The 24,617-nt window shown below is 70.3% G+C and carries 25 protein-coding genes; 4 read left to right on the forward strand and 21 right to left on the reverse strand.

From position 1 onward, the window contains the following. Positions 1–22 precede the first annotated feature (22 nt). Positions 23–358, reverse strand: coding sequence for a winged helix-turn-helix transcriptional regulator (locus tag ACF1AJ_RS14920; RefSeq protein WP_391508045.1), 336 nt, complete (start codon positions 356–358; stop codon positions 23–25). 78 nt (positions 359–436) lie between these two features. On the opposite strand from ACF1AJ_RS14920, the gene ACF1AJ_RS14925 reads away from it, so the two are divergent. Continuing rightward, positions 437–1,099 (forward strand): FMN-dependent NADH-azoreductase, encoded by a 663-nt coding sequence (locus tag ACF1AJ_RS14925; protein WP_391508046.1) that lies wholly within the window; start codon positions 437–439, stop codon positions 1,097–1,099. Between the two features lie 35 nt (positions 1,100–1,134). Here the strand turns inward: ACF1AJ_RS14925 and ACF1AJ_RS14930 are convergent, their stop codons facing one another. The 6 genes from ACF1AJ_RS14930 to ACF1AJ_RS14955 all read right to left on the reverse strand — a co-directional run bounded on the left by ACF1AJ_RS14930 (position 1,135) and on the right by ACF1AJ_RS14955 (position 6,443). Continuing rightward, positions 1,135–1,758: an NAD(P)H-dependent oxidoreductase gene (locus tag ACF1AJ_RS14930; protein WP_391508047.1), complete on the reverse strand. Its 624-nt coding sequence runs from the start codon at positions 1,756–1,758 to the stop codon at positions 1,135–1,137. A gap of 9 nt (positions 1,759–1,767) precedes the next feature. Further along, positions 1,768–3,999, reverse strand: coding sequence for a heavy metal translocating P-type ATPase (locus tag ACF1AJ_RS14935; protein WP_391508048.1), 2,232 nt, complete (start codon positions 3,997–3,999; stop codon positions 1,768–1,770). Beyond that, positions 3,996–4,334, reverse strand: coding sequence for a heavy-metal-associated domain-containing protein (locus ACF1AJ_RS14940; RefSeq protein ID WP_391508049.1), 339 nt, complete (start codon positions 4,332–4,334; stop codon positions 3,996–3,998). Before ACF1AJ_RS14940 ends, ACF1AJ_RS14935 begins: the two co-directional genes overlap by 4 nt. A gap of 170 nt (positions 4,335–4,504) precedes the next feature. Continuing rightward, positions 4,505–5,494 carry an NAD-dependent epimerase/dehydratase family protein gene (locus ACF1AJ_RS14945; RefSeq protein WP_391508050.1) on the reverse strand — a complete coding sequence of 330 codons (990 nt, stop codon included), beginning with the start codon at positions 5,492–5,494 and terminating at the stop codon, positions 4,505–4,507. Continuing rightward, a complete protein-coding gene (locus ACF1AJ_RS14950; RefSeq protein ID WP_391508051.1) occupies positions 5,491–5,931 on the reverse strand; it encodes a MerR family transcriptional regulator in 441 nt (146 codons plus the stop codon). Before ACF1AJ_RS14950 ends, ACF1AJ_RS14945 begins: the two co-directional genes overlap by 4 nt. 56 nt (positions 5,932–5,987) lie before the next feature. Further along, on the reverse strand, positions 5,988–6,443 hold the full coding sequence (locus ACF1AJ_RS14955) for a hypothetical protein (protein ID WP_391508052.1): 456 nt from the start codon (positions 6,441–6,443) through the stop codon (positions 5,988–5,990). Positions 6,444–6,755: 312 nt separating this feature from the next. Between ACF1AJ_RS14955 and ACF1AJ_RS14960 the strand changes: the two genes are divergently transcribed. Further along, on the forward strand, positions 6,756–7,331 hold the full coding sequence (locus ACF1AJ_RS14960; RefSeq protein WP_391508053.1) for a dihydrofolate reductase family protein: 576 nt from the start codon (positions 6,756–6,758) through the stop codon (positions 7,329–7,331). A 7-nt stretch (positions 7,332–7,338) separates the two neighbouring features. Here ACF1AJ_RS14960 and ACF1AJ_RS14965 read toward each other — a convergent pair whose 3' ends face one another. Continuing rightward, positions 7,339–8,595: an arginine deiminase gene (locus ACF1AJ_RS14965; RefSeq protein WP_391508054.1), complete on the reverse strand. Its 1,257-nt coding sequence runs from the start codon at positions 8,593–8,595 to the stop codon at positions 7,339–7,341. Between the two features lie 21 nt (positions 8,596–8,616). Continuing rightward, positions 8,617–10,068 carry a basic amino acid/polyamine antiporter gene (locus tag ACF1AJ_RS14970; protein ID WP_391508055.1) on the reverse strand — a complete coding sequence of 484 codons (1,452 nt, stop codon included), beginning with the start codon at positions 10,066–10,068 and terminating at the stop codon, positions 8,617–8,619. 137 nt (positions 10,069–10,205) lie between these two features. Here ACF1AJ_RS14970 and ACF1AJ_RS14975 point away from each other — a divergent pair, with 137 nt between their 5' ends. After that, a complete protein-coding gene (locus tag ACF1AJ_RS14975) occupies positions 10,206–10,388 on the forward strand; it encodes a hypothetical protein (protein WP_391508056.1) in 183 nt (60 codons plus the stop codon). On the opposite strand, the gene ACF1AJ_RS14980 is transcribed toward ACF1AJ_RS14975, so the two are convergent. Continuing rightward, positions 10,369–10,605: a zinc-ribbon domain-containing protein gene (locus ACF1AJ_RS14980; protein ID WP_391508057.1), complete on the reverse strand. Its 237-nt coding sequence runs from the start codon at positions 10,603–10,605 to the stop codon at positions 10,369–10,371. The two genes, ACF1AJ_RS14975 and ACF1AJ_RS14980, sit on opposite strands and share 20 nt — an antisense overlap. A gap of 149 nt (positions 10,606–10,754) precedes the next feature. Here ACF1AJ_RS14980 and ACF1AJ_RS14985 point away from each other — a divergent pair, with 149 nt between their 5' ends. After that, on the forward strand, positions 10,755–11,123 hold the full coding sequence (locus tag ACF1AJ_RS14985; RefSeq protein WP_391508058.1) for a hypothetical protein: 369 nt from the start codon (positions 10,755–10,757) through the stop codon (positions 11,121–11,123). Between the two features lie 39 nt (positions 11,124–11,162). Here the strand turns inward: ACF1AJ_RS14985 and ACF1AJ_RS14990 are convergent, their stop codons facing one another. The 11 genes from ACF1AJ_RS14990 to ACF1AJ_RS15040 form a co-directional block, all read right to left on the reverse strand. After that, complete coding sequence (locus ACF1AJ_RS14990) at positions 11,163–12,173, reverse strand: aldo/keto reductase family protein (protein ID WP_391508059.1); 1,011 nt, start codon at positions 12,171–12,173, stop codon at positions 11,163–11,165. Between the two features lie 131 nt (positions 12,174–12,304). Further along, positions 12,305–13,147: a class I SAM-dependent methyltransferase gene (locus ACF1AJ_RS14995; RefSeq protein ID WP_391508060.1), complete on the reverse strand. Its 843-nt coding sequence runs from the start codon at positions 13,145–13,147 to the stop codon at positions 12,305–12,307. Further along, positions 13,144–13,746 carry a TetR/AcrR family transcriptional regulator gene (locus ACF1AJ_RS15000; RefSeq protein ID WP_391508061.1) on the reverse strand — a complete coding sequence of 201 codons (603 nt, stop codon included), beginning with the start codon at positions 13,744–13,746 and terminating at the stop codon, positions 13,144–13,146. The genes ACF1AJ_RS14995 and ACF1AJ_RS15000 overlap by 4 nt, the downstream gene beginning before the upstream one ends. 75 nt (positions 13,747–13,821) lie before the next feature. Beyond that, complete coding sequence (locus tag ACF1AJ_RS15005) at positions 13,822–15,777, reverse strand: SDR family NAD(P)-dependent oxidoreductase (protein ID WP_391508062.1); 1,956 nt, start codon at positions 15,775–15,777, stop codon at positions 13,822–13,824. Beyond that, a complete protein-coding gene (locus ACF1AJ_RS15010; RefSeq protein WP_391508063.1) occupies positions 15,774–17,267 on the reverse strand; it encodes an FGGY-family carbohydrate kinase in 1,494 nt (497 codons plus the stop codon). Before ACF1AJ_RS15010 ends, ACF1AJ_RS15005 begins: the two co-directional genes overlap by 4 nt. Continuing rightward, a complete protein-coding gene (locus ACF1AJ_RS15015; protein WP_391508064.1) occupies positions 17,264–18,928 on the reverse strand; it encodes an FAD-dependent oxidoreductase in 1,665 nt (554 codons plus the stop codon). The genes ACF1AJ_RS15010 and ACF1AJ_RS15015 overlap by 4 nt, the downstream gene beginning before the upstream one ends. Before the next feature lies 1 nt (position 18,929). Next, positions 18,930–19,802, reverse strand: a complete 873-nt coding sequence (gene lsrF, locus ACF1AJ_RS15020; protein WP_391508065.1) for a 3-hydroxy-5-phosphonooxypentane-2,4-dione thiolase — start codon at positions 19,800–19,802, stop codon at positions 18,930–18,932. Continuing rightward, entirely contained in the window at positions 19,795–20,841 is a 1,047-nt protein-coding gene (locus ACF1AJ_RS15025) for an ABC transporter permease (protein ID WP_391508066.1), read from the reverse strand. The genes lsrF and ACF1AJ_RS15025 overlap by 8 nt, the downstream gene beginning before the upstream one ends. Beyond that, positions 20,838–21,839: an ABC transporter permease gene (locus tag ACF1AJ_RS15030; RefSeq protein ID WP_391508067.1), complete on the reverse strand. Its 1,002-nt coding sequence runs from the start codon at positions 21,837–21,839 to the stop codon at positions 20,838–20,840. Before ACF1AJ_RS15030 ends, ACF1AJ_RS15025 begins: the two co-directional genes overlap by 4 nt. After that, the gene (locus ACF1AJ_RS15035) at positions 21,836–23,344 is read right to left on the reverse strand and encodes a sugar ABC transporter ATP-binding protein (protein WP_391508068.1); all 1,509 of its coding nucleotides are present in this window, start codon (positions 23,342–23,344) and stop codon (positions 21,836–21,838) included. Before ACF1AJ_RS15035 ends, ACF1AJ_RS15030 begins: the two co-directional genes overlap by 4 nt. Positions 23,345–23,377: 33 nt before the next feature. After that, the gene (locus ACF1AJ_RS15040) at positions 23,378–24,457 is read right to left on the reverse strand and encodes a substrate-binding domain-containing protein (protein WP_391508069.1); all 1,080 of its coding nucleotides are present in this window, start codon (positions 24,455–24,457) and stop codon (positions 23,378–23,380) included. Between the last annotated feature and the right edge of the window lie 160 nt (positions 24,458–24,617).

Below are 24,617 nucleotides of genomic sequence, written 5' to 3' on the forward strand. Positions count from 1 at the left end.
AACGCCGAGCCCGCCCCGAAGATCAGGAGCGCGCGGTGAGGTTTCCGACGGCCCACTCGCCGAGCTGGTCGAGGATCGGGAGCAGACGGCTGCCGCTGTCGGTGAGGCCGTACGAGACGGTCACGGGCGGGCCCGGTGTGACCGTGCGGACGACGAGGCCGGCTTCGGCCAGGTCTGCGAGGCGGTCGGAGAGCACGGCGTCGCTGATTCCCGGCACGGCGTGACTCACTCCGCGGAAGGTGGAGGCGCCGCTGCCGAGAGCCGACACGATCATCCCGTTCCACCGCTTGCCGAGGACGGAGAACGCGAGGGTGACGGCAGCATCACAGCGGATGACATCGTGCTCGGGCGCGTCCATGCTCCAATTCTACGCATGCTACAGTTCGCATAGTCGCTATGTTTTTAAGAGTGACTAGTACAAAGTGATTGGAGAAGCATGGAGCTGTACCGACTGGACGCCAGCATCACACCGGCCACCTCTGCGAGCCGTTCGCTCGCCGACCTGGTCGAAGCCGAATGGCTGTCCACGCATCCCGAGTCCCGGGTCGTCCGCCGCGACCTCGCCGCAGAGCCGATCCCTGCGACGGCGTGGGCCGACGTCGTCACCTCGGGCGCCATCGCGGAGTCGGATCGTACGGATCGTCAGCGCGCAGCGCACAGCCTTGCGACCGCGCTGGCCGACGAGCTGGTCAGCGCGGACGCGCTGGTGTTCGCCGTTCCCCTCTACAACTACGGTGTCTCGCAGCATTTCAAGACCTGGTTCGACCTGGTGTACACGGATCCCCGGACCAACCCCACGGGCACGGCACTGCGTGGCAAGCCGGCCACGCTCGTCACCGTCCTGGGCGGCAACTACGCGCCTGGGACTCCCAAAGAGGGATGGGACCACTCCACCGCCTGGCTTCGCCGCGTCCTCCAGGATGTCTGGGGACTCGACCTCCGGGTCGTCCAGCGGCCCTTCACGCTCGTCGGCGTCAACCCTGCTCTCGACGCGTTCGCCGACGCGGCGGCGCAACTGAAGCAGGCCGCCGAAGAGGAGGCCGTGCACTCGGGCCGCCACATCGCACAGAGCGCCGGAGCGGCCTCGCTCGCCGGATAGAGCTCACCCGACGCGGACTCGAGAACGGCGGCTGATCATCGGCCGCCGTTCTCGTTCGCGAGAGCCTCGCGCTGAGCATCGATCGCCCGCCGGACGGCGCTCACGGCTTCGTCGATGACCCGCTCACGCGCCGCCGCATCCTCCCGCTCCGAGTCGTACACGAACGCGGTCGCTCCTCGGCGGCTGCCGCAGTAGTCGATGATGCCGTGCTCGATCTGCGTTCGGAGGGCCTGCTCGTAGCCGTGCCGTTCGTACACTCCCGCGTCGTCGCCGGCGATCGGGATGAGGTGGATGGTGAGCCGGTCGAGGTTGCGACGGATGCCGTGATCGGGGTCGACGGTGAACGCCCATCCGTTGACGAAGACGCGGTCGATCCACCCCTTCAGCTGGGCCGGCATCGACCACCAATAAACCGGGAACACCAGGACCAGCTGGTCGGCCTCATCCAGTCTCCGCTGCTCCGCGGCCACGTCCGGAGTGACGTGCTCGCCGGTCAGGTACGTGCGGCGGTCGGCAACGGTGAAGCGAGGGTCGAAGCCCTCGGCGGCCAGGTCGACGATCTCGACCGGTGACGGGTCCAACGCGCTCGCGAGTCGGTGCGCGATCCGGTTGGTCAGCGAATCAGGCTCGGGATGTGCGGTGACGATGACGGTCTTCACACTCCATCTTCACCGATTCGCCGCTCGGAACCGCCTGAGCCGCAGGCTGTTGGTGACGACGAAGACGCTGGAGAGCGCCATCGCGGCCCCGGCGAGGAGCGGATTCAGGAGGCCGAGCATCGCGACCGGGATCGCCGCCACGTTGTAGGCGAACGCCCAGAACAGGTTGCCCTTGATCGTGCCGAGCGTGCGGCGGGCGAGCCGGATGGCGTCGCCGACGGCCAGCAGATCGCCGCTCATCACGGTGATGTCGCCGGCGGCGATCGCCGCGTCGGTGCCGGTTCCCATGGCGATCCCGAGGTCGGCGGCCGCCAGTGCCGCTGCGTCGTTGACGCCGTCGCCCGCCATCGCGACGACGTGGCCGTCCTGCTGCAGCTGCCTGATGGCATCCAGCTTTCCCTGCGGTGTGACGCCGGCGCGCACATCCACGATTCCGACGCGTTCCGCGACCGCGTTCGCGGAACCCGCGTTGTCGCCGGTCAGCAGCACCGGGGTCAGCCCGAGCCGGCGGAACTCGGCCATCGCCGCTGCGCTGGACTCCTTGATCGTGTCGCTGACGACCACGACGCCACGCACCGCGCCGTCCCACGCGACCGTCACGGCGGTCGTGGCCTCGCGCTCGGCATCACTGATCTGCTCGAGAAGCTCCACGGGCACCTCGAGCGCCCACGCGTCGGCCAGCCACGATGCCCGCCCGACGGTGACATGGCGGCCGTCGACGACGGCCTCCACGCCGAGGCCCTGCTCGGAACGGAACGACTCCGCCGTCAGCAGCGGGATCCCGCGGCGGTGGGCGCCCTCGACGATCGCCCGCGCGACGGGATGCTCGGAGCCGTCTTCGGCGGCGGCGGCCAGTGCGAGAACGGTGCCTTCCTCCTCGCCCTCGGCGATGTGCACGTCGGTGAGGCTCATCCGGCCGGTCGTGATCGTGCCGGTCTTGTCCAGCACGATGGTGTCGATGCGGCGGGTCTGCTCCAGCACCTGGGGACCCCGGATGAGCAGGCCGAGCTGAGCGCCGCGGCCGGTCCCCACCAGCAGCGCCGTCGGGGTCGCCAGGCCGAGCGCGCACGGGCACGCGATGATGAGGGTCGCCACTGCCGCGGTGAACGCGGCCTCGACGCCGGCGCCGAGCGCCAGCCAGAGCACGAGCGCCAGCACTGAGAGGCCGATCACGACGGGCACGAAGATCGCGGAGACCCGATCGGCCAGCCGCTGCGCCTCCGCTTTTCCGGTCTGGGCCTCCTCCACCAGGCGACCCAGACGAGCCAGCTCGGTGTCCGCGCCGACCGCCGTCGTCTCGACCACCAGGCGCCCGCCGACATTCAGCGTCGCTCCGGTCACGTGATCGGTCGGGGCGACCTCGACCGGGACGGACTCGCCGGTCAGCATGCTCATGTCGATCGCAGAGGATCCCTCGACCACCCGTCCGTCCGTCGCCACCTTCTCACCGGGCCGGACCACGAAGCGATCTCCGACGGTGAGGGAGGATACGGGCACCCGTGACTCGCCTCGGTCGGTGAGCAGGGAGGCGTCTTTGGCGCCCAGTTCGAGCAGGGCCCGAAGCGCCGCGCCGGACTCTCGCTTCGCGCGGGCCTCGAAGTAGCGGCCGGCGAGGATGAAGACGGTGACCGCCGAGGCGACCTCCAGGTAGATCTCGCTCGCACCCGAGCCGGGTTCGGCGATCAACTGGAAGGTCATGTGCATGCCGGGCCGGCCGGCCATGCCGAAGAACAACGCGTACAGCGACCACCCGAAGGCGGCGATGACGCCGACGCTGATCAGGGTGTCCATCGTCGCTGCGCCGTGGCGGGCGTTCACCCACGCGGCGCGGTGGAACGGCCACGCGCCCCAGACCGCCACGGGTGCGGCGAGTGTCAGAGCGAGCCACTGCCAGTTCGTGAACTGCAGCAGCGGCACCATCGACAGTGCGACGACGGGCACGGTCAACGCTGCCGAGATGAGAAGGCGCCGCCGCAGCTCTTCCGTCTCCCGGTCGGCGGCGGATACGGCCGGTGCCTCGTCGAGAGGCGGTGCCGGGACGGCGGCGGTGTAACCGGCCGCTTCGACGGTGGCGATCAGCGTGGAGGTGTCCACGCCGTCGGCGGTGATCCGGGCCTTCTCGGTGGCGTAGTTGACAGTGGCCTCGACGCCCTCGATCCGGTTGAGCTTGCGCTCGATCCGGGTGGCGCAGGAGGCGCACGTCATCCCGCCGATCTCGAGTTCGACCGTTCCCGCGCTCATGCCGAGACCAGCGAGTATCCTGCCTCGTCGATCGCAGCGCGGACGGCGTCCGTGTCGAAAGGCGCGGCCGAGGAGACGGTGACCGTGGAGGTGCCGCCCGCCTTCAGGTCGACCCTCACGGCCTCGACGCCATCAAGCGCCCCCAGCTCTTCGGTGACGCTGGCGACGCAGTGCGAGCAGGTCATCCCGCTCACGAGATAGTCGACGGAGACGGCCGCCATGGCCGCCGAGGATGAGGCCGCGGTGGCGTGTCCGTGTGCGTCCGAGCCACATGTGCAGGCGCTGTTCTTGTCGGTGAGACCGAGGTCGCCGTGCGTGGACGTGGTGCTGCACATGATGTGTTTCCTTCGGTTCGAGGTCGAGATGGACGAGGTGAGCTATCGCCGCGGAAGTACCCCCTACGGGTATACGCTATACCCCGGCCCCGTACCTATCAACCCGCACACGCCGACTCGGATCGCCTTCCCCGCCTCGCTTGCCGGCGAGGATCGACGAGGGGCTGGGATCAGCCCCGCTGCCGATGGGCCAGCAGCCCGAGATCGCGCAGGCTCTCGGCCGTCTCCACGATCGTCTCGACGGCGGGACGCGGACGGAGGCCCAGTTCCCGCTTCGCGCGCTCGTTGTGGATGACGAGGGGTGCGGGCTCGTCGCCGGGCAGCTCCTCGGTGGGGGCTTGGGCGGCGAGGTCGCCGAGCTGCTCCCGCAGCACGTTCGCGACGTCGAGGAAGGTCATCGTCGGTCCGTCCGCCAGCACCAGGTAGCGGTTGCCGGCGGCGCTCGGGGTGGACATGGCGGCGAGGTGGGCCGCCGAGACGTCCCGCACATCCGCCATGCCGAAGCGCTGCCGCGGGACTGCCGTCATCGTGCCGTCGAGCATCCCCGTGAAGACGGCGAGGGACGACCGTGCGGAGGCTGTCAGGGTCGGGCCGGCGATCCACGTCGGATTGACGGCGACCAGCTCGAGGTCGCCGCCTTCCCGCTCGATGAAATCCCACGCGGCGCGCTCGGCGACCGCCTTCGACAGCGGGTAGGCAGGGAGGCCGGGGGTGGCGGGGTCGGTCCAGTCGCTCTCGTCGTAGTCGCGCACGGGCTTCGGCGAGTAGCCGACCGCAGCGAAGGAGGACGTGAGCACGACGCGGCGCGCACCGGCATCGCGGGCGCCCCGCAGCACCCGGAGGGCTCCGTCGCGGGCGGGGACGACGACCTCCTCCGGCACGGCCGTCTGGATCATCGGCGAAGCGGTGTGGTGAACCTCCTCGATGCCGGCGAGGGCGTCGGCCCAACCCTCGTCCTCGGTGAGGGATGCGGCGACGAACGACAGGCCGCCGTCGTCGACGCCCGCGCGGCGGACGGCGTCGCGGACCTCGTCCGCGCGGTCGAGCGAGCGGACGGTGGCGCGGACCGCGGCGCCGGACGCCAGCAGGTCGGCCAGCAGGCGGGTGGCGAGGTAGCCGGTGCCGCCGGTGACGAGGATGGTCGGGGTGCGGGAAGTCATCGGAAGGTCTCCTCGAGTCGGGGAAGGATGGTCTCGAGCTCGGCATGCGCCTGAGCCTCGGCGGCGGAGTCCGCCTGCTCCCGCGCATCCCACAGGGCGGCCTTCACCCTCAGGTAGTCGAGGTGCACGCGGAGCGTCGCGATCTGCTCCTCGACGCGGTCGGCGTGCCGAAGCAGGATGTCTCGCTGCTCGCCCGCCGCATCGCGCCCGCGCCGGCGGTTCGCCTGGTACGTGCGCATGTCCTCGATCCCGACGCCCATGGCGCGCAGGCAGGCGAGCACCTGGGCGGCGTCGAGGTCGCCCTCGGCGTACCGCCGGTGCCCGCTGCGCTCGTCGCGCGCGATGGGGCCGAGCAGGCCGACCTCTTCGTAGTACCGAAGGGTCGGCTCGCTCAGCCCGCTCTGCCGGGAGACGTCCTGGATGGTCAACGTGGTCATGTCCCCATCAGAACAGACCTCAAGCGCTTGAAGTCAAGCGCTCCGTCGTGACCGGGTCAGGCGGCCAGGTGCTGACGTGCTCCGAAGAGCGTCACCGGGGTCTGCTCGCCGTGGCCGACGCAGACGAAGAAGACGAACTCCGTCGCTGCCGGGACCGTGACGACGGCGGCGACGTTCTGCCACGGGTCGACCGGCAGGCTCTGCAGGCGACCCATCTCGAGCGGGCGGCGTTCGATGTCGCGGGCGAGACCCTGCACGGTGAAGAACGCGTCGAGGCCGGCCTCGTTGGCCGGGTCGCCGAGCCAGCCGACGAGCGGAGTGTCGGTGGCGTCACTGACGGGCAGCGCGGTGAGAATCGCCGAGATCGTCTCGTCGAGGGATGAGTCGACCGTCACGCTGTCCGCGCGGTTCGGGACCGGGCGTGAGGTGATGGCGATCCATTGCCCGCTGGTGAGCGTGGTCAGGCGCGTGAGAAGGCGGTTGGGAACGGCGGAGCTGATGTTGCGCAACATGGAAGTTCGGGTACTTTCCGTTACGGCGTCTCGAAGGGGCCGGCGCGATGTCGGGTCACGCACGGTTTCGGGACGCGTTATGAAGGCGCTCGCGTGGGCCACCGGGATGTCGGGTTGGGGCCTGATGCGTTCGCGGCCGGTGATTCGGGTTCACCGGTAGCCCAAAACTACTCCGATGTCCTCCATAGCGCGGACACCAAAACGGGGGTCATTTGTCCCCCTCCGTGATGAGGGTCTGGACTTCACGCGCGCTTCTTGACGCCCGCAGCACCGAGTGCTTCTGTTGCATCGACTCTCGGTGAGGAGGCCACCATGGGGCGCACGATCTGCGACATGTCCGTCTCTCTCGACGGCTACGTCACCGGCCCGAACGACAGCCGCGAGAATCCCTTCGGCGACGGTGCGGACGGCCTGCACGCGTGGCTGCGGCCGACGGCCTCGGACGAGGATCGCGCCGTGCTGGAAAGCGTCATCGGCAGCGTCGGCGCCATCATCATGGGGCGGACGTCGTTCGAGAAGAACGAGGGCGACGGGGGATGGGGCGACGTCGGCCCGATGGGCGACGTGCCGGTCTTCGTGCTCACGCACCATCCGCCGGACCGGCCGTATCCCGCGGTGTTCACGTTCGTGTCCGACGGCGTACCCGACGCCATCGGGCGGGCCCGGCAGGTCGCAGGCGACAGGGATGTGCACCTCTTCGGCGCCACCGTGACGCAGCAGGCGCTGCCCCTGGGCCTCGTCGACGAGTTGCACCTCCACGTGATGCCGGTGCTGCTGGGTGCCGGAACGCCGCTCTTCGGGGCACTCGACGCGGCGATCCCGCTGGAGCGCGTCGGGGCGCAGCTCACCCCGGCGGCGACGCACCTGCAGTACCGCGTGGTCCGTTAGCGCCGGGTCAGAACTCCACCGGATCGCGGATGATCGGGCACGTCATGCAGTGGCCGCCGCCGCGTCCCCGGCCGAGCTCGGCCCCGACGATCGAGATGACTTCGACACCTGCGTCGCGGAGGAGCGCGTTGGTGGCCGTGTTCCGGTCGTACGTGTAGACCACGCCCGGGCGCAGGGCGACGGCGTTGTTGCCGCTGTCCCACTGCTGGCGTTCCGACTCGTAGTTGTCCCCGGCGGTCTCGATGACGTGCAGCCGGGGGAGGCCGAGCGCCTCCGCGACGACGTCCACGAAGGCGCGGTCGCCGTGGTCGATCACCCGGAGGCCGGGAGCGGCGTCTTCCGGGACGAGGGTGAACGTGTGGACGGCATCCATGATCTTCGGGTAGAGGGTGACGATGTCGCGGTCCGCGAAGGTGAACACGGTGTCCAGGTGCATGGCCGCGCGCAGCTTCGGCATCCCGGCGACGATGACCTGCGTCGCGGCGCCCTGCGCGAAGAGTGCTGCGGCCGCCTGCGTGATCGCGTGCCGCGACGTGCGCTCGCTCATCCCGATCAGGACGACGCCGTTGCCGACGGGCATGACGTCGCCGCCTTCGAGGGTCGCCTGCCCCCAGTCCGTCTCCGGGTCGCCCCACCAGACGGTGGCGTCGCGGAAGTGGGGGTGGAAGGCGTAGACGGCCTTCATGAGCAGCGTCTCGTCGTGACGAGCCGGCCAGTACAGGGGGTTGAGTGTCACTCCGCCGTAGATCCAGCAGGTGGTGTCGCGGGTGTACAGCGTGTTCGGCAGGGGAGGCATCAGGTATTCGCGGACGCCGGTGGACTCCCGGGCGAGGGAGACGTAGTCGGTGCGGTAGTCGTCGGGAAGGTCCGAGGTGGCCAGTCCGCCGATCAGGTAGCGGGCGAGTTCGGAGGGAGCGAGCGAGTCGAGGTACGCGCGCGTCCCCTCGATGAGGCCGAGGCCGACCTCGCCTGCGACGATCTTGCGATCGAGCAGCCACGACTTCGCGTCGGGGTCGCTGACCGTCTCGGCGAGGAGGTCGTGGAGTTCCACCACGTCGACGTCGTTCGAGCGCAGGTCGGCGACGAATGCGGCGTGATCCCGGATGGCGTTGTCCACCCACATCACGTCGTCGAAGAGGAGGTCGTCGGCGTTGCTCGGCGTCAGCCGGTGGTGGGCGAGCCCGGGCGAGCAGACGAGCACCTTCCGCAGTCGGCCGACCTCGGAATGGACGCCGTACGTGGGCGCTGGGGATGAATCCGTCATCGTTCCTCCTTGGATGGGCCCTCAGATGCTGATCCAGCCGGCGGCGAGGGCGACGATGCCGGTGACCCCGCCGATGACCGCGACGGCCAGGATGATCAGCTCACGACCGCTGAAGACGCGCCGACCTTGCTCGCGGCGCGCCATGACGAACAGCACCGTCGCCGGCGCATAGATGATGAACGAGAGCAGCACGAAGGTGACGCCCGCGGCGAAGAGGAGGTACGCCGTGTAGAGGGTCGCGAGGACGGCGATGGTCGTCTCGCGCCCCCAGCCGCGCGGGGTGTCGCCGTACGTCTCCCTCGTGATGACCAGCTTCATCGCGTAGCAGGCGACCAGGAAGAACGGGATGAGCGTCAGCGCGCTGGTGAGATCGAGCGCCAGGTTGAAGGCGTCGTGCGAGAAGTAGGTGATCACCAGGATCACCTGCACGAAGATCGCCGTCATCAGCAGGGCGGGCACGGGTACGTCGGCCGAGTTCGAGCGCGAGAGGAAGCGCGGCATGTCGTTGTCCTTGGCGGCGACGAACAGCACCTCCGCCGCCATGAGCGACCAGGCCAGGTAGGCGCCGAGCACCGAGACCACCAGTCCGATGCTGACGAACCAGGCACCCCACGGCCCTACGGCGGCGGCCAGCACGCCGGCCATCGACGGCTGCCGCAGCTGCGCGATCTCGCCCATCGGCAGCACGCCGTACGACACCAGCGTCACCGACGCGAAGGTGGCGAAGACGCTGAGGAACCCGAGGATCGTCGCCTTGCCGACGTCGGCGCGCCGCTTCGCGTGGCGGGAGTAGACGCTCGCCCCCTCCACGCCGAGGAAGACGAAGACGGTCACCAGCATGGTGCCGGTCACCTGGTCGAACAGCGACCCGGCGTAGTCGGCCCCGGCCCAGTTCTCGGCGAACACCTGCGGTTTGAGCACGAACAGGCAGAGCAGGATGAAGACGACGATCGGAACGAGCTTCGCCACGGTCACGATGCGGTTGATGACCGCCGCTTCCTTGATGCCGCGGCGGATCAGGAAGAAGAACCCCCACAGTCCGAGCGACGAGATCCCGATCGCGAGGAGGGTGTCGCCGTCACCCAGCGCCGGGGCGACCGCGCCGATGGTCGACATGATGAAGACCCAGTAGAAGACGAGTCCCATCCCGGCGCTCGCCCAGTAGCCGATAGCGGAGAAGAAGCCCAGGAACTGGCCGAACCCGGCCTTCGCGTACGCGTACACGCCGGCGTCGAGTTCCGGTTTTCGGTTGGCGAGCATCTGGAACACGAAGGCGAGCATCAGCATCCCGACGCCCGCGATGGACCAGGCGATCAAGGAGCCGGCGACCCCGGTCTCCTGGGCGAACCGGCGCGGGAGCGAGAACACGCCCGCTCCGACCATCGATCCGACGACCATCCCGGTCATCGTCAACATGGACAGCTTCGCTACGGGCGCGACCTCCCGCCGCGCTGTGTCGTCCGTTCTCGTCATCGACCCTCCCCAGGGGTGCGCCACGTCGCATGACGGGAAGGCGAGAACGCTCCCGCGACGCGGCTCGACGCGCACATTCAACTCGCCGGGCGGGCGGCTGGCAAGAACCGAAATCATCTGCGAATGCGCGTGGAACCGTGACGCCGTACGAGGGACAACCCGCCAGGTACACCGTCTGGGGCAACGACAACTCCCAGGCGGTCGCCGACCGCTTCGGGCTCACGCTCGATCAGCTGTTCTACCTCAACCCGCAGCTGCGCCGCGGCGACACCACGCTGTTTCGGGACACGCAGCTGAACCTCAGCGTCGCGTATCGCTAGCGCGTGCGCTCCACGTCAGCGAATGCCGCGCTTGCTCCGCCGTGAGGGCGGTTTCGCCCCCGCAGTTGGTGCACCGGTTGATGTAGCGGGTCGAGATCGGGAACAGCGGGAGGAAGAACAGCGTGAAGCGGTTCGAGCGCTTGACGACATTCTGGGGCGCGTCGACGCCGCAGTAGCCGCACACGAACCGGACCACGTTGATGATCGTCTCGTGCACGCTGGAACCGAATATCAGGAGCATGCGCTGGGCCTTCCTCTGAACAGCTCCCCCATCTAGCAGCGCGGTTCCCGAGCGGGGTAAGCCCTTGACCGGCCGGAATCCGCCCGCGAAAATCTGCGCCGACCGCCGGCCGGTGTCATGATTCGGTGGTGGTGGACGAATTGATCGATGTGGAGTTGTCGGATCGTGAGCGCACCCTGCTGGTACGGGGGCTCGGCGAGTGGGGCGGTCCTGCCCGAAGCGGCGAGCCGATGGCCGTGGCCCTCGGATTCGAGAGTGCCGAGTCTCTGCGCCGCGAAGGGCGTCGGCTCGCCGAGGCGATAGCGGGTCGGATCCCCCTCACTCGCCTGGACTGGACCCGTGCGCTGTTGGCCACGGAGGTCGTCTTCGCAAGCGATGTCGTCGGGTCGGGCGTCGACTGGGCGACGACAACGGGACTCACGGATGCCGACACGATCCAGACGTTGAGACTCATCCAGCGGACGTTGGCCGGCGTGGTGATCCGACCGCGATGAGGAGGCGGCCGCGCGAGGTTCTCGGCCGCCTCCCCGGGCTCAGGCCTCCCGGGTCTTCGGCGACCGCGTCGCCGTGTGTGACGGGTCGCGCTCGACCGCGCCGCCGAGCACCTCGTCGATGCGGGCGAGCAGCTCCGCCGGGATCGTCACGCCCGAGGCCTTGACGTTCTCGACGACCTGCTCCGGGCGGGAGGCGCCGATGATCGCCGTGGCCACGTTGTCGTTCTGCAGCACCCAGGCGACGGCGAGCTGCGCCGGCGTGAGGTCGAGCTCCTGAGCGATCGGCGTGAGCTCCTGCACCCGGGTCAGCACGTCGTCCGTGAGCCAGCGCTTGACTGCCCCAGCGCCGCCCTTCTCGTCGGTGGCTCGGCTGCCCTCGGGCAGCGGCGCACCGGGGCGGTACTTGCCGCTCAGTACGCCCTGCGCCACGGGCGACCAGACGACCTGCGAGATGCCGAGCTCCTTCGACGTCGGCACGACCTCCGCCTCGATGACACGCCACAGGGCCGAGTACTCCGGCTGATTCGAGATGAGCTGGATGTTCAGCTCCTTCGCCAGCGCGTGTCCGGCCCGCAGCTGGTCGGCCGTCCACTCGCTGACGCCGATGTAGAGGGCCTTGCCGGCGCGGACGACGTCGGCGAAGGCCTGCATCGTCTCCTCGAGGGGCGTCTCGACGTCGTACCGGTGCGCCTGATACAGGTCGACGTAATCGGTCTGGAGGCGCCGCAGAGACCCGTCGATCGACTCGAGGATGTGCTTGCGCGAGAGGCCGACATCGTTGTGACCCTTCGGGCCGGTCGGGCCGAACACCTTGGTGAAGATCTCCAGCGACTGACGGCGCTCCCCCTTGAGTGCCTCGCCGAGGACCGTCTCGGCCATCGTGTTCGCGTAGACGTCGGCCGTGTCGAAGGTCGAGATCCCCGAGTCGAGGGCGGCGCGCACGCACGCGGCGGCCGTGTCGTTCTCCACCTGCGAGCCGTGGGTCAACCAGTTCCCGTACGTGATTTCGGAGATCTTGAAGCCGGAGTTTCCCAGGTATCTGAACTGCACTGTCGTTCCTTTCGCACCGCTGAAGCGTGGTCACCGCGATGGTAGGCCGCATCCGTTGTACGAATCCAACAGGAGAATCTTCTCGGATTGAGTCTGCCGGTCGATGAATGCAGCGCCCGCCGGACCGTCGCTCAGAAAGTGAACCGCAGGACACCCAGATCGCTGCGTTCGGCGAGCCGCGGGAACGCGTTCATGATCCGGATCGCCGTCTGGACGCGTCGGGGCATCCTGTCGACGTAGGGCGAACGGCTGAGCATCGTCCGCTCCGCCAGTTTCAGCCGCGGATGCCACCCCTCGGGCTCGTGAGGATCGTCGAATGCAGTGCCGCCGGCCGTGTCGATCCCGAGGTCGCGGATGGCCTTGACGCGGGGCATGAGTGAGCGCGCGAGCGTCGTGTAGCCGTTCATGAGCAGCACTCCGGCGGGCGCGCGGTCCACCAACCGGTGGACCACCTCACGGGAGTCGTCAGGGGAGAGGAACGGGAAGAAGCCGTCCGCCAGGATCGCCAGCGGTCGATCGGCCGGAACCGCGGCGATCCAATCGGGCGATGTCGCATCCACCTCGAGTTCGCTGTAGCCGGCGAGCACAGGCGGACGCTCCGGCAGTCTGCGGCGAAAGGCCATGATCCCGGGGAGGTCGAGATCGAACCAGATAGAGCCGGCGGGCGGTTGCGCGCGCTGCGCACGGTCGTCGAGCCCGGACCCGAGATCGAGCACCACGCCGTCGGGATGTGCCGCCAGGAACGCACGGCACCCATCGTCGATGAGCCGGCCGCGGGCAGCCACGTTCGACGCCTCCTTCCGGGGCAGGCCGAGACCCTCCCAGTCGACGGCCACCGTGTCGACCACGACCTGGGACCACGCATCGGCGAGGATGGGCGTCTCGCTCGAAGCGTCGCGGGCGCGTCCGAGGATGGGCAGCAGCGCCGAGCGCTCGACCGGCGAGAGGTCCGTGGGCAGGTGCAGACGGTTCATCGTGTCTCCTCCTCGCGCACCAGGGCCGCGGTCACGGCGCCCTCGACGAACTCCGGGCTCTCGCTGAGCACGGCCGTGACGAGCTCCAGGACGAGGGCGAGCTGGCGATCCGGAGACGGCCCTTCTCTGAGCCACCCGCGCCGGGCTCCCTGGCGGAACCACTCCGTGATCTGGTCGGCGGCCGGATCGTCCGACTCCGGCCGCGCCGCGCGGAAGGCGGCCCACCCTGCCGCGCGTTCCCAGGCGAGGATGCGCGCAGCGTCGGGATGAGCGACCAGGAAGCGTGCGGTCTCTCGAACGAGGTCGCAGACCATGCCCACGAACTGCGCGCGGTCGACCGGCGTGGCCCGGTCTGCGACGATGTCGGACCGGGTCGCCGCCGCATCCTGGGCCACCTGGGCGAGCACGGCGCGGTACAGGCCGTCCTTGTCGCCGAAGCGCTGGAAGAGCAGGGCGCGGTTGAGGCCCGAGGACGCGCTGATCCGGTCCACGCGCGCCCCTTCGTAGCCGTGGGCGGCGAACTCCTCGGTGGCCGCGGCCAGCAGGCGGGCGGTCGAAGCCGCCGCGTCCCTCCGTCGGACCGTCGTGGAACCATCCATCGGTGCCTCCCGCAACTAACTAACTAATCAGTTAGTTAGTTATAGCACGGTGAGGCCCGCGGTGCCCGGCGTTGTTTACACGACGCGGTCGTTGCCGCCGTCGACCGAGAGGTGGGCTCCGGTCGTCGTTGTGAGCCCGGTGACGAACGCAAGCACCGCCTCCGCGACGGTCGCGCTCGTGACCTCGACGCCGAGGAGGTTGCGGGTGCGGTACTCGTCGACGGTCAGGCCGTAGCGGGCCGCGCGGTCGGCGAGCAGCTCCGGTGTCCAGATCGCGGTGTCGAAGACGCCGTCGGGCTCGACCTGGTTGACGCGGATTCCGTCGGCCGCCCACTCCAGCGCGGCGACGCGCGCCAGCTGCGCGGCGGCCGCCTTGCTCGCCGAATAGGCGGCGGCACCGGGCCCGGGTGCTGCGACGTTCTTCGTGGAGACCAGCACGACGCGACCGCCGCGGGGTGCGAGGGCGAGGAGGGGATGCGCGGCGCGCAGAGCGCGGGCGACAGCCGTCGTGTTGACCCGCAGCGACCGCTCCCAGACATCGTCGCCGAACTCCGAGAGACGTTCGGCCGACGGGAAGATGCCGGCAGCGACGACCAGGGTGTCCAGTCCTCCGAACTCGCGTGCAGCCGACTCGATGGCGTCGTCGATCACCGCGGCGTCGGAGACATCGCCGACGACCCCGCGCCAGGCGGGACCCGCGAAGGCGTCGACCACTCCCGGGCTGAGGTCGACGCCCACGACGGACGCGCCCTGAGCGAGGAGCGCGGCGGCCGTGGCCTTGCCGATCCCCGAGGCAGCGCCGGTCACCAGGGCGACCTCGCCATCCAGCGGCCGGTCGGCGGCGCCCGAGCGCAGGCGTGCCTGCTCCAGCTCCCAGTACTCGATGTCGAAGGTGAGTGCCTCGTCGAGCGAGCGGTACCCGCCCTGGCGGTCGGCCGCCTCGACGATGTCCATGGTGTGCACGGCGATGTCGTGAACGGCGTCGGTCGCGGCCCGCGAAGCGCCGGCGGTCAGCAGGCCGAGTTCTGGATCCAGGATGACGCGGGGAGCCGGGTCGATCGGCTCCAGACCGCCGGGTACGCGGTCTCGGTGCGCGTCGACATAGGCGTCGTAGGCGGCGGCGTACGCGTCCACATCCCGGCCGATGAGCGGTACGCGCTTGGTGCGGATCACGTGCTCGGGGGTCGCCGTGCCCCTGCCGGTCACCTCGGCGAGGTCCGGACGCTGCGCGTAGCTCCGCGCCCGCGAGGACGCGGACTGACGCACGACCACGGGGCGGCCGGCAGCGCGCGACACGTCGCGGCGCAGCACCGCCAGCTCGACGGCTGACCCCCTGCGTTCCACATCGGGCCCCTCGTCCCCCCACGCGGGGTCACCGAACGAGGCCGACGCGCGGTCCACCAGCTCGCGGTGCCGCCGGAGCGCCTCATCGGCATCGTCCGCGAAGGTGAACAGCCCGTGGTTGGCGAGGACGAGAGCATCCACTCCGTCCAGGGGTGCCTCGGCGACCGCGCGCGCCAGCGGGAACCCGGGCATCACGTAGGGGAGCACGTGGACGCCGCCACCCAGCACCTCCGCCGCGTGGCGGACGCCGTCCGGCTGGTCGGTCAGCGCGACGATCGCGTCGGCGTGCGAGTGCAGAACGACGCGTGCCGGGAGGTGGGCGTGCAGCAGAGCCTCGATGGATGCGGTCGGAGCCGACGCGTCGAGGGACGCCTGCCGGACCTCGTTGACCATCCGGCTGTCGCTCAGCTCGTCGAGGGCGAGCAGGCGCAGCAGCCGCTCCCGCCGCAGCGGCGCGAATCCCGCCGGTTGGATGCTGCCGAGGTCCCAGCCGCTGCCCTTCACGAGCACGAGCTCCACCTCGTCACCGGTGATATCGCGGCCGACGGCCTTGATGGAGGTGTTCCCGCCCCCGTGAAGCACGAGGGACGGGTCGGCGCCGAGTGCTCGCGACACGCGCGTGATGTCGGCGAGAGCGGCATCCACATCGCCGCCCAGACCGGTGAATCCGAGCAGGGGAGGCGTCACCGGGCCACCTCCGTCCAGACCTCGCCCATCACGGCGAGCGTGCGGTCGAAGCGCTGGGCCTGCACCCGGTAGAGGTCGCGGTCCTCGCCGGGCGAGACCACGAGCGCCGGGTCCGGGTCGACGCGCCAGCACGCGGTGTCGACACCGACCGCCGCCGCGGCCAGGGAGGCGACGCCGCGCGCGCCCAGTTCCGTGCCGAGCTGACGCCGCACCGGGTGATCGATGATGTCGGCGAACATCTGCGCCCAGAACGGGTTCTTCGCGCCGCCGCCGGCGAGCGTCCACGGTTCGGGCGAGACGGTCGCGCCGCTGACCCGCACCTTGTCGAGCTGGACGCGGTGGTACTGGGTGATGCCCTCGGCGACGGCACGGGCGATCTCACGGTAGCCGTGCTTGTCCTTCACGCCGAGCAGCGTGCCGGAAGCGCCGAGGTGCTCGGGAGCGCCGTGCACGAACGGCAGGAAGAGCAGTCCCTCCGCACCGGCCGGAACCGTCGAGGCGGCGTGCAGCAGGTCGCGAGGGCTCACCGCATCCACGGCGACGGAGGACATGAGTGAGGAGAACCACTCGACGCTCGCGGCTGAGGTGGGGGCGACCTCCTGCGCGAGCATGTAGCGCGGGTCGGGCAGGAGGGCGTTGAGGGTCACGCGCGGCGGCTCCGAGTCGGCGGGAACGACCACGGAGTTGATCGCCCAGGTTCCCACGATCACCGTAACGTCGCCCGGTGCAGTCGATCCGGCGCCGATCGGGCTGGCGATGCAGTCCATGCACCCGGCGACGACGGGAGTGCCCTGGGGCAGCCCGGTGAGGGATGCGGCCGGGCCGGTGACGCGTCCGACGACCTCGTCGGAACGAGACAGCGGAGGAAGCAGGGACATCAGCTCGCGCGGGAGGCCGAGCAGGCCGAACACCGCCGGCTCATACGTCCGCTCGGCGAGGTCGACCAGACCGCAGGCGGAGGCGTCCGAGAAGTCGGCGCTCGCCGTCGCGGTGAGGCACGCGACGATCCAGTCCTTGCAGCTGAGCGCCCAGCGGGCGCGGTCGAGCGTCTCGGGCTCGTTGTCCTGCAGCCAGCGCAGCAGCACGGCGGGCTGCCCGGCCCACGGGACGGAACCGGTGACGCTACGCACCCGCTCGACCTCCGCCGGGTCGAGCGCCGCGACGATGCGCTCGCTGCGGCTGTCGGTGGAGGCGACCGCCGGCCGGACGGGGCGCAGCGCGTCGTCGACGAGGTACAGCCCATTGCCGTGCCCGGTCGCACCGATGCCGCGGACGGTCCAGCCTTCCGCGGTCAGCCAGGCGGTCAGCTCCGCGAGCACACCGGCGACGACCTCCCACAGGGCCGCCATGTCGATCTCCTGTCGGTCGGCGGCGACCGCGACGCGCGGGTTCGCCGCCGAGACCGTGCGCAATTCGCGTCCGCTCTCGTCGAAGGCGGCGGCCTTGGCGGCGGTGAGGCCGACGTCGATCCCGATCAGGCAGTGCTTCATTCCGTGCTTCCTCGCATGGTTCCGGCCTCGCGCTCGGCGGTCAGGGCGCGCGGTTTGAAGCGTCGCATCGCCGCGCGGTAGTGGTCAAGTTCGCTCTCGGCCCGCGCTCCGCTCCAGCCGGCGTGGGCGACGAGCACGGCAGCGATGGCGGGGGCGGCGGCCAGGCCGACGTCCCGGTTGAGGGCGACGGCCATGCGTCGGACGGCGACGTCCTCCAGGGTGAGGGCGCCCTCCTCGCGCACCGCATGCACGGCCTCGGCGGCGATGGCCCCGGTGTCCGGGTCAACGATCTCGGCCAGTGCCGGCGTCTCGACCGCCAGGCGCTCGATGTCGGCCGCGACGGTGCCGTAGGTCTCCACCAGGCGCTGGGCGGTCCGCGCGGGCAGGATGCTGCGGCGGAGGTAGTCCGCCCGGAACTCCTGCCAGTCGCCGTCCGGGGCGCCGGGGAGCCGCGCATTCCGTGTCGGGGAGGGCCCCGGCCGTCGTCCGAGTTCCCGCTCCAGCCTCCGGACCACAAGCTCGCCGAGCGCGCGGTGCGTGGTGAGCTTGCCTCCGATGATGGTCACGAGGCCCGCGTCGGCGCCGGTGTGCACGACGATCTCGTGGTCGCGGCTCACCTTCGACGGGTCGTCCAGCTCGCCAACATATGGGAGCGGCCGGACGCCGGAGTACGACCACAGCACGTCCTCCGGGGTGAGCCCGGCCTGCGGGATGAGCGCGTTGACGGCGCTGAGGAGGTACGCGGTCTCGTCGTCATCCATCGCGATGTCGTCGATCGATCCGTCGTACGGGAGGTCGGTCGTGCCGATCATGTACTTGTCCTCCCACGGCAGCACGAACATCGGCCGGGCGTCGTCGGGCGACTCGAAGAAGATGCAGGTCTCGGGCGCGCCGGGGAAGGAGTCCACGATCAGGTGGCTGCCCTTGGTCGGGCCGATCCGCCGGTCATGGGCTCCGGCGAGGTCGAGCACCCGGTCGACCCAGGGACCCGCGGCGTTGACGGTGATCCGAGCGGGCACCGTCCGGATCTCGCCGGTCTCGCGGTCGCGGTAGCGGAGGCCGGTGATCCGGCCGCCGGTACGCACCAGCGACTCCACGCGGGAGTGGGTGGACACGATCGCGCCGTGACGCTGAGCATCCACCGCCAGTTCGACGGCGAGGCGCTCGGTGACCGGGACATTCGCATCGTGGAACAGCCCGCCCCACCGCAGGCCCCCGGCCGCGAGGGCCGGCCAGTCGCGCTGCAGGCGCTTGCGGAACACGACCCGGTTGAGGGGGAGCGGCTTGCCCAGCGACAGCACGTCGTGCAGCATCAGGCCGCAGGCGAGCAGCCAGCCGGGCCGGCTCTGCTGCTTCGAGAACGGGATGAGCATCGGGTACGGGTGCACCAGGTGCGGGGCCTTCGCGAGCAGGATGTTGCGCTCGCGGATGGACTCGTAGACCAGGTTCAGCTCGAACCGCTCCAGGTACTTCAGTCCACCGTGGATGAGGCGGGTCGAGATCGCAGAGGTCCGTGCGGCGAGGTCGTCCTGGTCGAAGAGGGCGACGGTCAGGCCGCGCGCCGCGGCCTCCCGCGCGACCGCCAGACCGTTGATGCCCGCGCCGATAACGGCGACGTCGACGGCCGGGATCTCGGGGGTGTAGGTGGTGAGTGCGGCCATGTCAGTGCGAGAGCTGCTCGTAGAGGGCGAAGGCGTCGTCGGCGGTGAGGCCGTCGTGGACCACGCAGCGAACGGCCGCGAGCATCGCCGCGGGGTGCTCGGACTGGAAGACGTTGCGGCCCATGTCGACGCCGGCCGCGCCCTCCTGGATCGCGCGGTACGCGATGCGGAGCGCCTCCTTCTCCTCGACCTTCTTGCCGCCGGCGATGACGATCGGCACCGGGCAGGCGCTGGTGACCGTCTCGAACCCGTCTTCGACGTAGTACGTCTTCACGAATGCGGCGCCGAGCTCGGCCGAGATGCGCGTCGCGAGGCGGAAGTAGCGGGCGTCGCGCACCATGTCGCGCCCGACGGCGGTGACGGCGAGCACCGGGATGCCAACGGCCTGTCCCTGATCGACGAGCGTGGTCAGGTTCTTGACGGACCGGCTCTCGTTCTCCGCCCCGACGAAGACCTGCACCGCGAGGGCGGCGGCGTCGAGCCGAACGGCGTCGTCGATGCTCACGGCCAGGTCCTCCTGGCTGAGGTCGCCGAGCACGCTGGGGCCGCCGCTGGCGCGCAGCACCACGCCCTTGCCGGCGTTCGACGGAACGGTGGTGCGCAGGGCGCCGCGGGTGCACATGAGCGCGTCCGCCTGGGGGATCAGCGGAACGATGGAGCGATCCAGCCGCTCGAGCCCGGAGGTCGGGCCCTGGAAGTAGCCGTGGTCGAAGGCGAGCATGACCGTCTTGCCGTCGGCAGGATCGAAGACGCGGGAGAGGCGTGCGCGCATCCCCCAGTCGAGTCCGGCGGCGCCTTTCAGCGCCGCGTCGCCCGTCGGGGCGACGGCTCCGGTGAAGTCGGTTCCTTCGCGGAGGTCGTCGAGGTCAGGCATGGGTGTTCCTTTTCTTCTTGGGGGTCATGGTCAGGGAGGCGCGGAGTCGTGCCAGGCTGGGGCGGCCGGTGCCGGTCGCGGTGGAGGAGACCACCACCACGGCGACGACGAGCACGCCTTTGAGGATGTTCTGGGCGCCGACGCTCCACCCGACGAGGTTGAGGAGGCCCGACAGCAGGACGAAGAACAGCGCACCGGTCCAGGCGCCGACGGGCACGGCGCGGCCGCCCGAGATGAGCGTCCCGCCGATCACGACGACGGCGACGGAGTCGAGCATGTACGAGGTGCCGAGAACGGTGCTCGGTGAGATGAAGGCGGCGAGCAGTCCTCCGGCGAGGCCGGCGAGACCGCCGCTCACCAGGTAGGTGATGGCGGTGACGCGCCACACCCGGATGCCCGCCCGCTCGGCGGCTCGCGGGCTCTGCCCGACGGCGAGCACCGAGAGACCGAACCGGGTGCGCGTCAGGACCAGCGCGACGACCACCGTGATGACGGCGACGACCAGCGCGATGACCGGGATGCCCAAGACCTTGGCGTTGACGAATCCGCGAAGGGCGGCGGAGGCCGAGGCGCGGTTCGCGTCGGCGAGCAGGAGCGTCGTCGACTGCACGATCAGGCTGGTCGCCAGTGTCGCGATGATCGGCGGCACCCGCAGCACGAGGATGGCGATCACGCTGATCAACCCGGCCGCGAGCCCCGCACCGGCGCCGGCGGCGACGCCGAGCACCGGCCCGGCCGCCGCGCCGACGCCGACGGAGACGTAAGACGCCATCGAGACGACCGTGCCGACGGAGACGTCGATGTTGCCGGGGCCGAGCGTGATCACGAGCATCTGCCCGAGTGCGACCAGCACCAGGAAGGGGGCGAGCGAGAGCGCTTGGGCCAGTGGATCGAACGGCTGCGCGGGGCGCACCGCGACGATGCACAGCCAGACCGCGAGCACGCCGATCAGCGACCACCCCCAGGCCGGCCAGTGGAACCGGGCGCGAGGCTCGGCGACGGGCGTCGAGACGGTGGGGTTCTGGGTGGACGTGGTCATCGGCTGAACCTCTCGGTGACGATGCGGCCGGCGAGGACCGCGAGGACGATCACGCCCTGTGCACCCGCCTGCATGCTCGACGGGAGCGCCACCAGGCTGAGCAGGACGGAGATCAGTCCGAGGGTGACGGCGCCCAGCGCGGTGCCGAGAGGCAGCGCGCGTCCGCCCGAGAACGTGCCGCCGCCGAGGATGACCGCGGCGATGGTGGTGAGGGTGAAGTTGCTCGCGGAGTTGATGTCGCCCGACCGGGTCTGGGCCGCGAGGAGGAGGCCGGAGGCCAGGATGAGCACGGCGGCGAGCACGTAGGCCGTCATGCGGGTGCGGGTCGCCGACCATCCGGCTTTGTCGAGCGTCGCCGCGCTGGAGCCCAACGCTCGCATGCGAGCGCCTGCCCGGGTGCGTCGCATGATCCACCACCCGGCGATGGCCGCGAGGGCGACGAACACCAGCGGCGGCGGCACGACGGTGCTGCGCCAGGCGCCGATGGCGGTCAGCCACCCCGGGGTCGCGCCGCCGGGCGTGGGCAGCAGCTGCAGCCCGATCCCGAGCCAGACGAACGACATCCCGAGGGTGACGATGATCGAGGGCACGCCGCGCTTCTGCACGATCACCGCGAGAAGCGCGTAGACGACGAGCACGCCGGCCAGCATCCCGACGCCCAGCAGGGGATCGGTCGCCAGCAGGGTCGCGGCGATCACGGTCACCAGTCCGACCAGATTGCCGATGCCGAGGTCGATGTCGCCGACCGACATGATGATCATCTGCGCCTGGGCGGCGAAGGCCAGCGGTACGGCCGACATCAGCATCAGACTGAGCCCGGTGACCGAGAGGATGCCCGGCTGGATGGCCGCGGCGATCGCCACGATCACCGCCAGGGCGACGAGCGAGAGGAGGGCCGGCGAGCCGTGGGCGAGGCCCGCTCGGAGCCGGACCGCAGGGGCGGGACGACCGGCGTTCGCCGTTCGCTTCTGCCCGGTGGAGGCGGTGGTGGCGGTCATCGGACGGTCCCTTCCTCGAACGAGTCGGCGATGATCCGCTCCTCGGTGTTGCTGTCGCCGGAGAGTTCCGAGACGATCCGGCCGGCGCGGAGCACGTACACCCGGTCGCAGTGCGCCATCTCGGCGTTCTCGGTCGAGTACCAGACGATGGCCCGACCGGCCGCCGCCTCCGACTTCATCAGCGTGTAGAGCTCGCTCTTCGTCGCCACATCCACTCCGCGGAACGGGTCGTCGAGGAGCACTAGCGCTGCGTCGGTTGCGAACGCACGCGCGACGAGGACCTTCTGCTGGTTGCCGCCGCTGAGCGCGGTGATCGGCGTCGCGGCCGCGCCACGGATGCTGAGCGCGTCGATCCAGCGGGCCGCGAGGGCGCGCTTTGCCCGGCCGTCGACCACTCCGGCGGTACTGATGCCGCGGAGTGCGGCGATGGTGAGATTCTGGGCGACGCTCCAGAGCGGGAGGATGCCAGACGTCTGGCGGTCGCCGGGCACATAGGCGCGGCGTCGGGGAGCGTCGACTCCGCGGGTGAGGGCGCCGGCCGACCATAGCCGGCCGAGCATGCGCTCCTGACCCTGCCCCGCGAGTCCGGCCAGGCCGACGATCTCGCCGGCGCGGATAGTGAAGGGGATGCCGTCGCCGCGGATCGCCGCGACGACGTCGCCGGTGCCGCGGGCCTCAGCCGCGGCCTCGACGGCCGCGGGCGCGTGGACGTCGCCGCCCATCGCCTGCAGCAGGGAGCGCTCGTCGGCATCGGTGAACACGCCGGCGACCGCACCGTCGCGCATCACGGCGACCCGGTCGCTGTGGGCGATGATCTCGGCCATGCGGTGCGAGATCAGGAGCACGCTCACGCCGTCCGCCGTGAGCCGGTGGAGGTGGGCGTACAGCTGGTCGGCGGCATCCACACCGAGCGACTCGGTCGGTTCGTCCAGGATCAGGAGACCGAGCCGCTCGGTGCAGAGGGCGCGGGCGATCTCCACCATCTGGCGTTGTGCCAGGGTGAGCTCGCCCACGCGACGGACCACCGCGATCCCGTGCCCGGGGAAGACGGTGTCCAGCACCTCGCCGATGCGGCGCTCGGCGCGGCCCCGCCAGCCGAAGGGGGATCCGCCGCGGCGGTCGGAGAGGTACGCGTTCTCGGCGACGGTGAGGTCGGGGCAGAGCGCGAGCTCCTGGTAGACCATCCGGACGCCGACGGCGGCAGCCGTCGCGGCATCCCAGGGGCGTCCGGGGGTCGCATCCCCGGCCGTGACCGCGCCCTCGTCGGGCTGCTCGCGCCCGGCGAGGATGCGCATGAGGGTGCTCTTGCCTGCGCCGTTGTGACCGACGAGTCCGAGGATCTCCCCGCGCTCGACGTGCAGGTCGACCCCGGTCAGCGCGCGGGTGCTCCCGTAGCGCTTGGTCACGCCGCGGGCGTCGATGGCGGCCGTCGGCCGGAGTGCGCCGGCCTCCGTCGCCTGGCCGGCGGCCGCGTGCGCGGGCGTCTGTGTGATCGTCGTGGGCATGGTTGCTCCTTTGAACTCGCCGGTCGCTTCGCGCTACTTGAGCGCGGGAGCCTCGGCGTCCTTCCCGTCGGCGACGGCGGCGATGGCGGCGTTCACGCTCTCCTTGTCCCACGGGTACGCGGCGTACTCGTCGGCGGAGAGCGTGCCCGCCCAGTAGTCGAGGTCGCCCTGTCCGATCTCCAGCAGCGGGAGCACGACGGTCGACGGGACCTTCTTGCCGGCGAGGAGCTCGAGGCCGACGTAGAGGGCGGCGACGCCTTGGCCGGGGTCGGTCAGTGCGGCGAAGGAGCCGTTGCTGATGCCGCTGTCCTTCCAGAACTTCAGCGACTTGCCGTCCGTGTCGAACACCACGACCGGGTCGGGCCGGCCGGCCGACTCGAACGCCTGCACGACGCCCATCCCGCCGATGCAGCCGGGGACGGCCGAGATCGGAGGCAGTGAGCCGAGCACTGACACGATCTCCTTCTGCGCGGTCGAGCCGTCGCAGTATCCGTTGACCTCGGCGGCGACCTTGACGTCCGGGTACTCCTTGAGGATTTCGTGCTGGCGCTTGTTGAACTCCTCCTCCGGCTGCGAGCCGATCACGCCGCGGTTGATGATGATGTCGCCCTTGCCGTTGATCGCCTTGAGGGCGGGGACGAGGGAGACCTCACCCCACTTGGCGTAGTCGTTGCGGACGATGTGCGCGCACGGCGCCTTCATGTCGGCGTCGAGCACCAACACCGTGATGCCGGCGGTGCAGGCCTCTTCGACGGCCGGCACCAGGGCGGTAGAGGAGGCCGGGATCACGATGAGCATGTCCGGCTTCTGCAGTACGAGGCTGCGGATCTGGGAGGCCTGCTCGGTCGCGCTGTTCTCGCCGGGGGCGTTGACGGTCGTGTACTTGGAGACGACGCCGTCCTTCTTGAGCTTGTCGGCCTCCTTCTCGAACTTGTCGATCAGGGTGAGCCGCCAGCCGTTGACGAAGCCGTTGCTCAGCGCGACGGAGATGCCGGACGTCTTGCCCGCTCCGTCGCCGCCGTCGCCGGCAGCGCCGGCCGAGCAGCCGGTGAGGGTGAGGGCCGCCGCGACGGCGGCGACGACGCCGATGCGGCGCCAGGATTGAAACGACATTGTTCTGCCTCCAGGGTTTCGCTTCTCTGCGAAACGGATCGTGTTCGGGGATTGCCAGGTGATTGCTTCCGGTCAACTTGTCACGTCTAACTCATCATGACAAGCTTGTAGTGACAAGACCTTAGACAGTAGCCTGGCGGAGTGTCAAGCGAGGCCCGAG

The sequence above is a fragment of the Leifsonia sp. NPDC014704 genome (assembly GCF_043083605.1).
Classification (GTDB): Bacteria; Actinomycetota; Actinomycetes; order Actinomycetales; family Microbacteriaceae; genus Leifsonia.

Coding starts and splice junctions, on each gene's coding strand:
- ACF1AJ_RS14960 (WP_391508053.1), top strand. CDS start 6,756: ATGGGGCGCACGATCTGCGACATGTCCGTCTCTCTCGACGGCTACGTC.
- ACF1AJ_RS14955 (WP_391508052.1), bottom strand. CDS start 6,443: ATGTTGCGCAACATCAGCTCCGCCGTTCCCAACCGCCTTCTCACGCGC.
- ACF1AJ_RS14920 (WP_391508045.1), bottom strand. CDS start 358: ATGGACGCGCCCGAGCACGATGTCATCCGCTGTGATGCTGCCGTCACC.
- ACF1AJ_RS14935 (WP_391508048.1), bottom strand. CDS start 3,999: ATGAGCGCGGGAACGGTCGAACTCGAGATCGGCGGGATGACGTGCGCC.
- ACF1AJ_RS14950 (WP_391508051.1), bottom strand. CDS start 5,931: ATGACCACGTTGACCATCCAGGACGTCTCCCGGCAGAGCGGGCTGAGC.
- ACF1AJ_RS15030 (WP_391508067.1), bottom strand. CDS start 21,839: ATGACCGCCACCACCGCCTCCACCGGGCAGAAGCGAACGGCGAACGCC.
- ACF1AJ_RS14965 (WP_391508054.1), bottom strand. CDS start 8,595: ATGACGGATTCATCCCCAGCGCCCACGTACGGCGTCCATTCCGAGGTC.
- ACF1AJ_RS15035 (WP_391508068.1), bottom strand. CDS start 23,344: ATGCCCACGACGATCACACAGACGCCCGCGCACGCGGCCGCCGGCCAG.
- ACF1AJ_RS15025 (WP_391508066.1), bottom strand. CDS start 20,841: ATGACCACGTCCACCCAGAACCCCACCGTCTCGACGCCCGTCGCCGAG.
- ACF1AJ_RS15040 (WP_391508069.1), bottom strand. CDS start 24,457: ATGTCGTTTCAATCCTGGCGCCGCATCGGCGTCGTCGCCGCCGTCGCG.
- ACF1AJ_RS14995 (WP_391508060.1), bottom strand. CDS start 13,147: ATGAACCGTCTGCACCTGCCCACGGACCTCTCGCCGGTCGAGCGCTCG.
- ACF1AJ_RS15000 (WP_391508061.1), bottom strand. CDS start 13,746: ATGGATGGTTCCACGACGGTCCGACGGAGGGACGCGGCGGCTTCGACC.
- ACF1AJ_RS15015 (WP_391508064.1), bottom strand. CDS start 18,928: ATGGCCGCACTCACCACCTACACCCCCGAGATCCCGGCCGTCGACGTC.
- ACF1AJ_RS14925 (WP_391508046.1), top strand. CDS start 437: ATGGAGCTGTACCGACTGGACGCCAGCATCACACCGGCCACCTCTGCG.
- lsrF (WP_391508065.1), bottom strand. CDS start 19,802: ATGCCTGACCTCGACGACCTCCGCGAAGGAACCGACTTCACCGGAGCC.
- ACF1AJ_RS14940 (WP_391508049.1), bottom strand. CDS start 4,334: ATGTGCAGCACCACGTCCACGCACGGCGACCTCGGTCTCACCGACAAG.
- ACF1AJ_RS15010 (WP_391508063.1), bottom strand. CDS start 17,267: ATGAAGCACTGCCTGATCGGGATCGACGTCGGCCTCACCGCCGCCAAG.
- ACF1AJ_RS14945 (WP_391508050.1), bottom strand. CDS start 5,494: ATGACTTCCCGCACCCCGACCATCCTCGTCACCGGCGGCACCGGCTAC.
- ACF1AJ_RS14970 (WP_391508055.1), bottom strand. CDS start 10,068: ATGACGAGAACGGACGACACAGCGCGGCGGGAGGTCGCGCCCGTAGCG.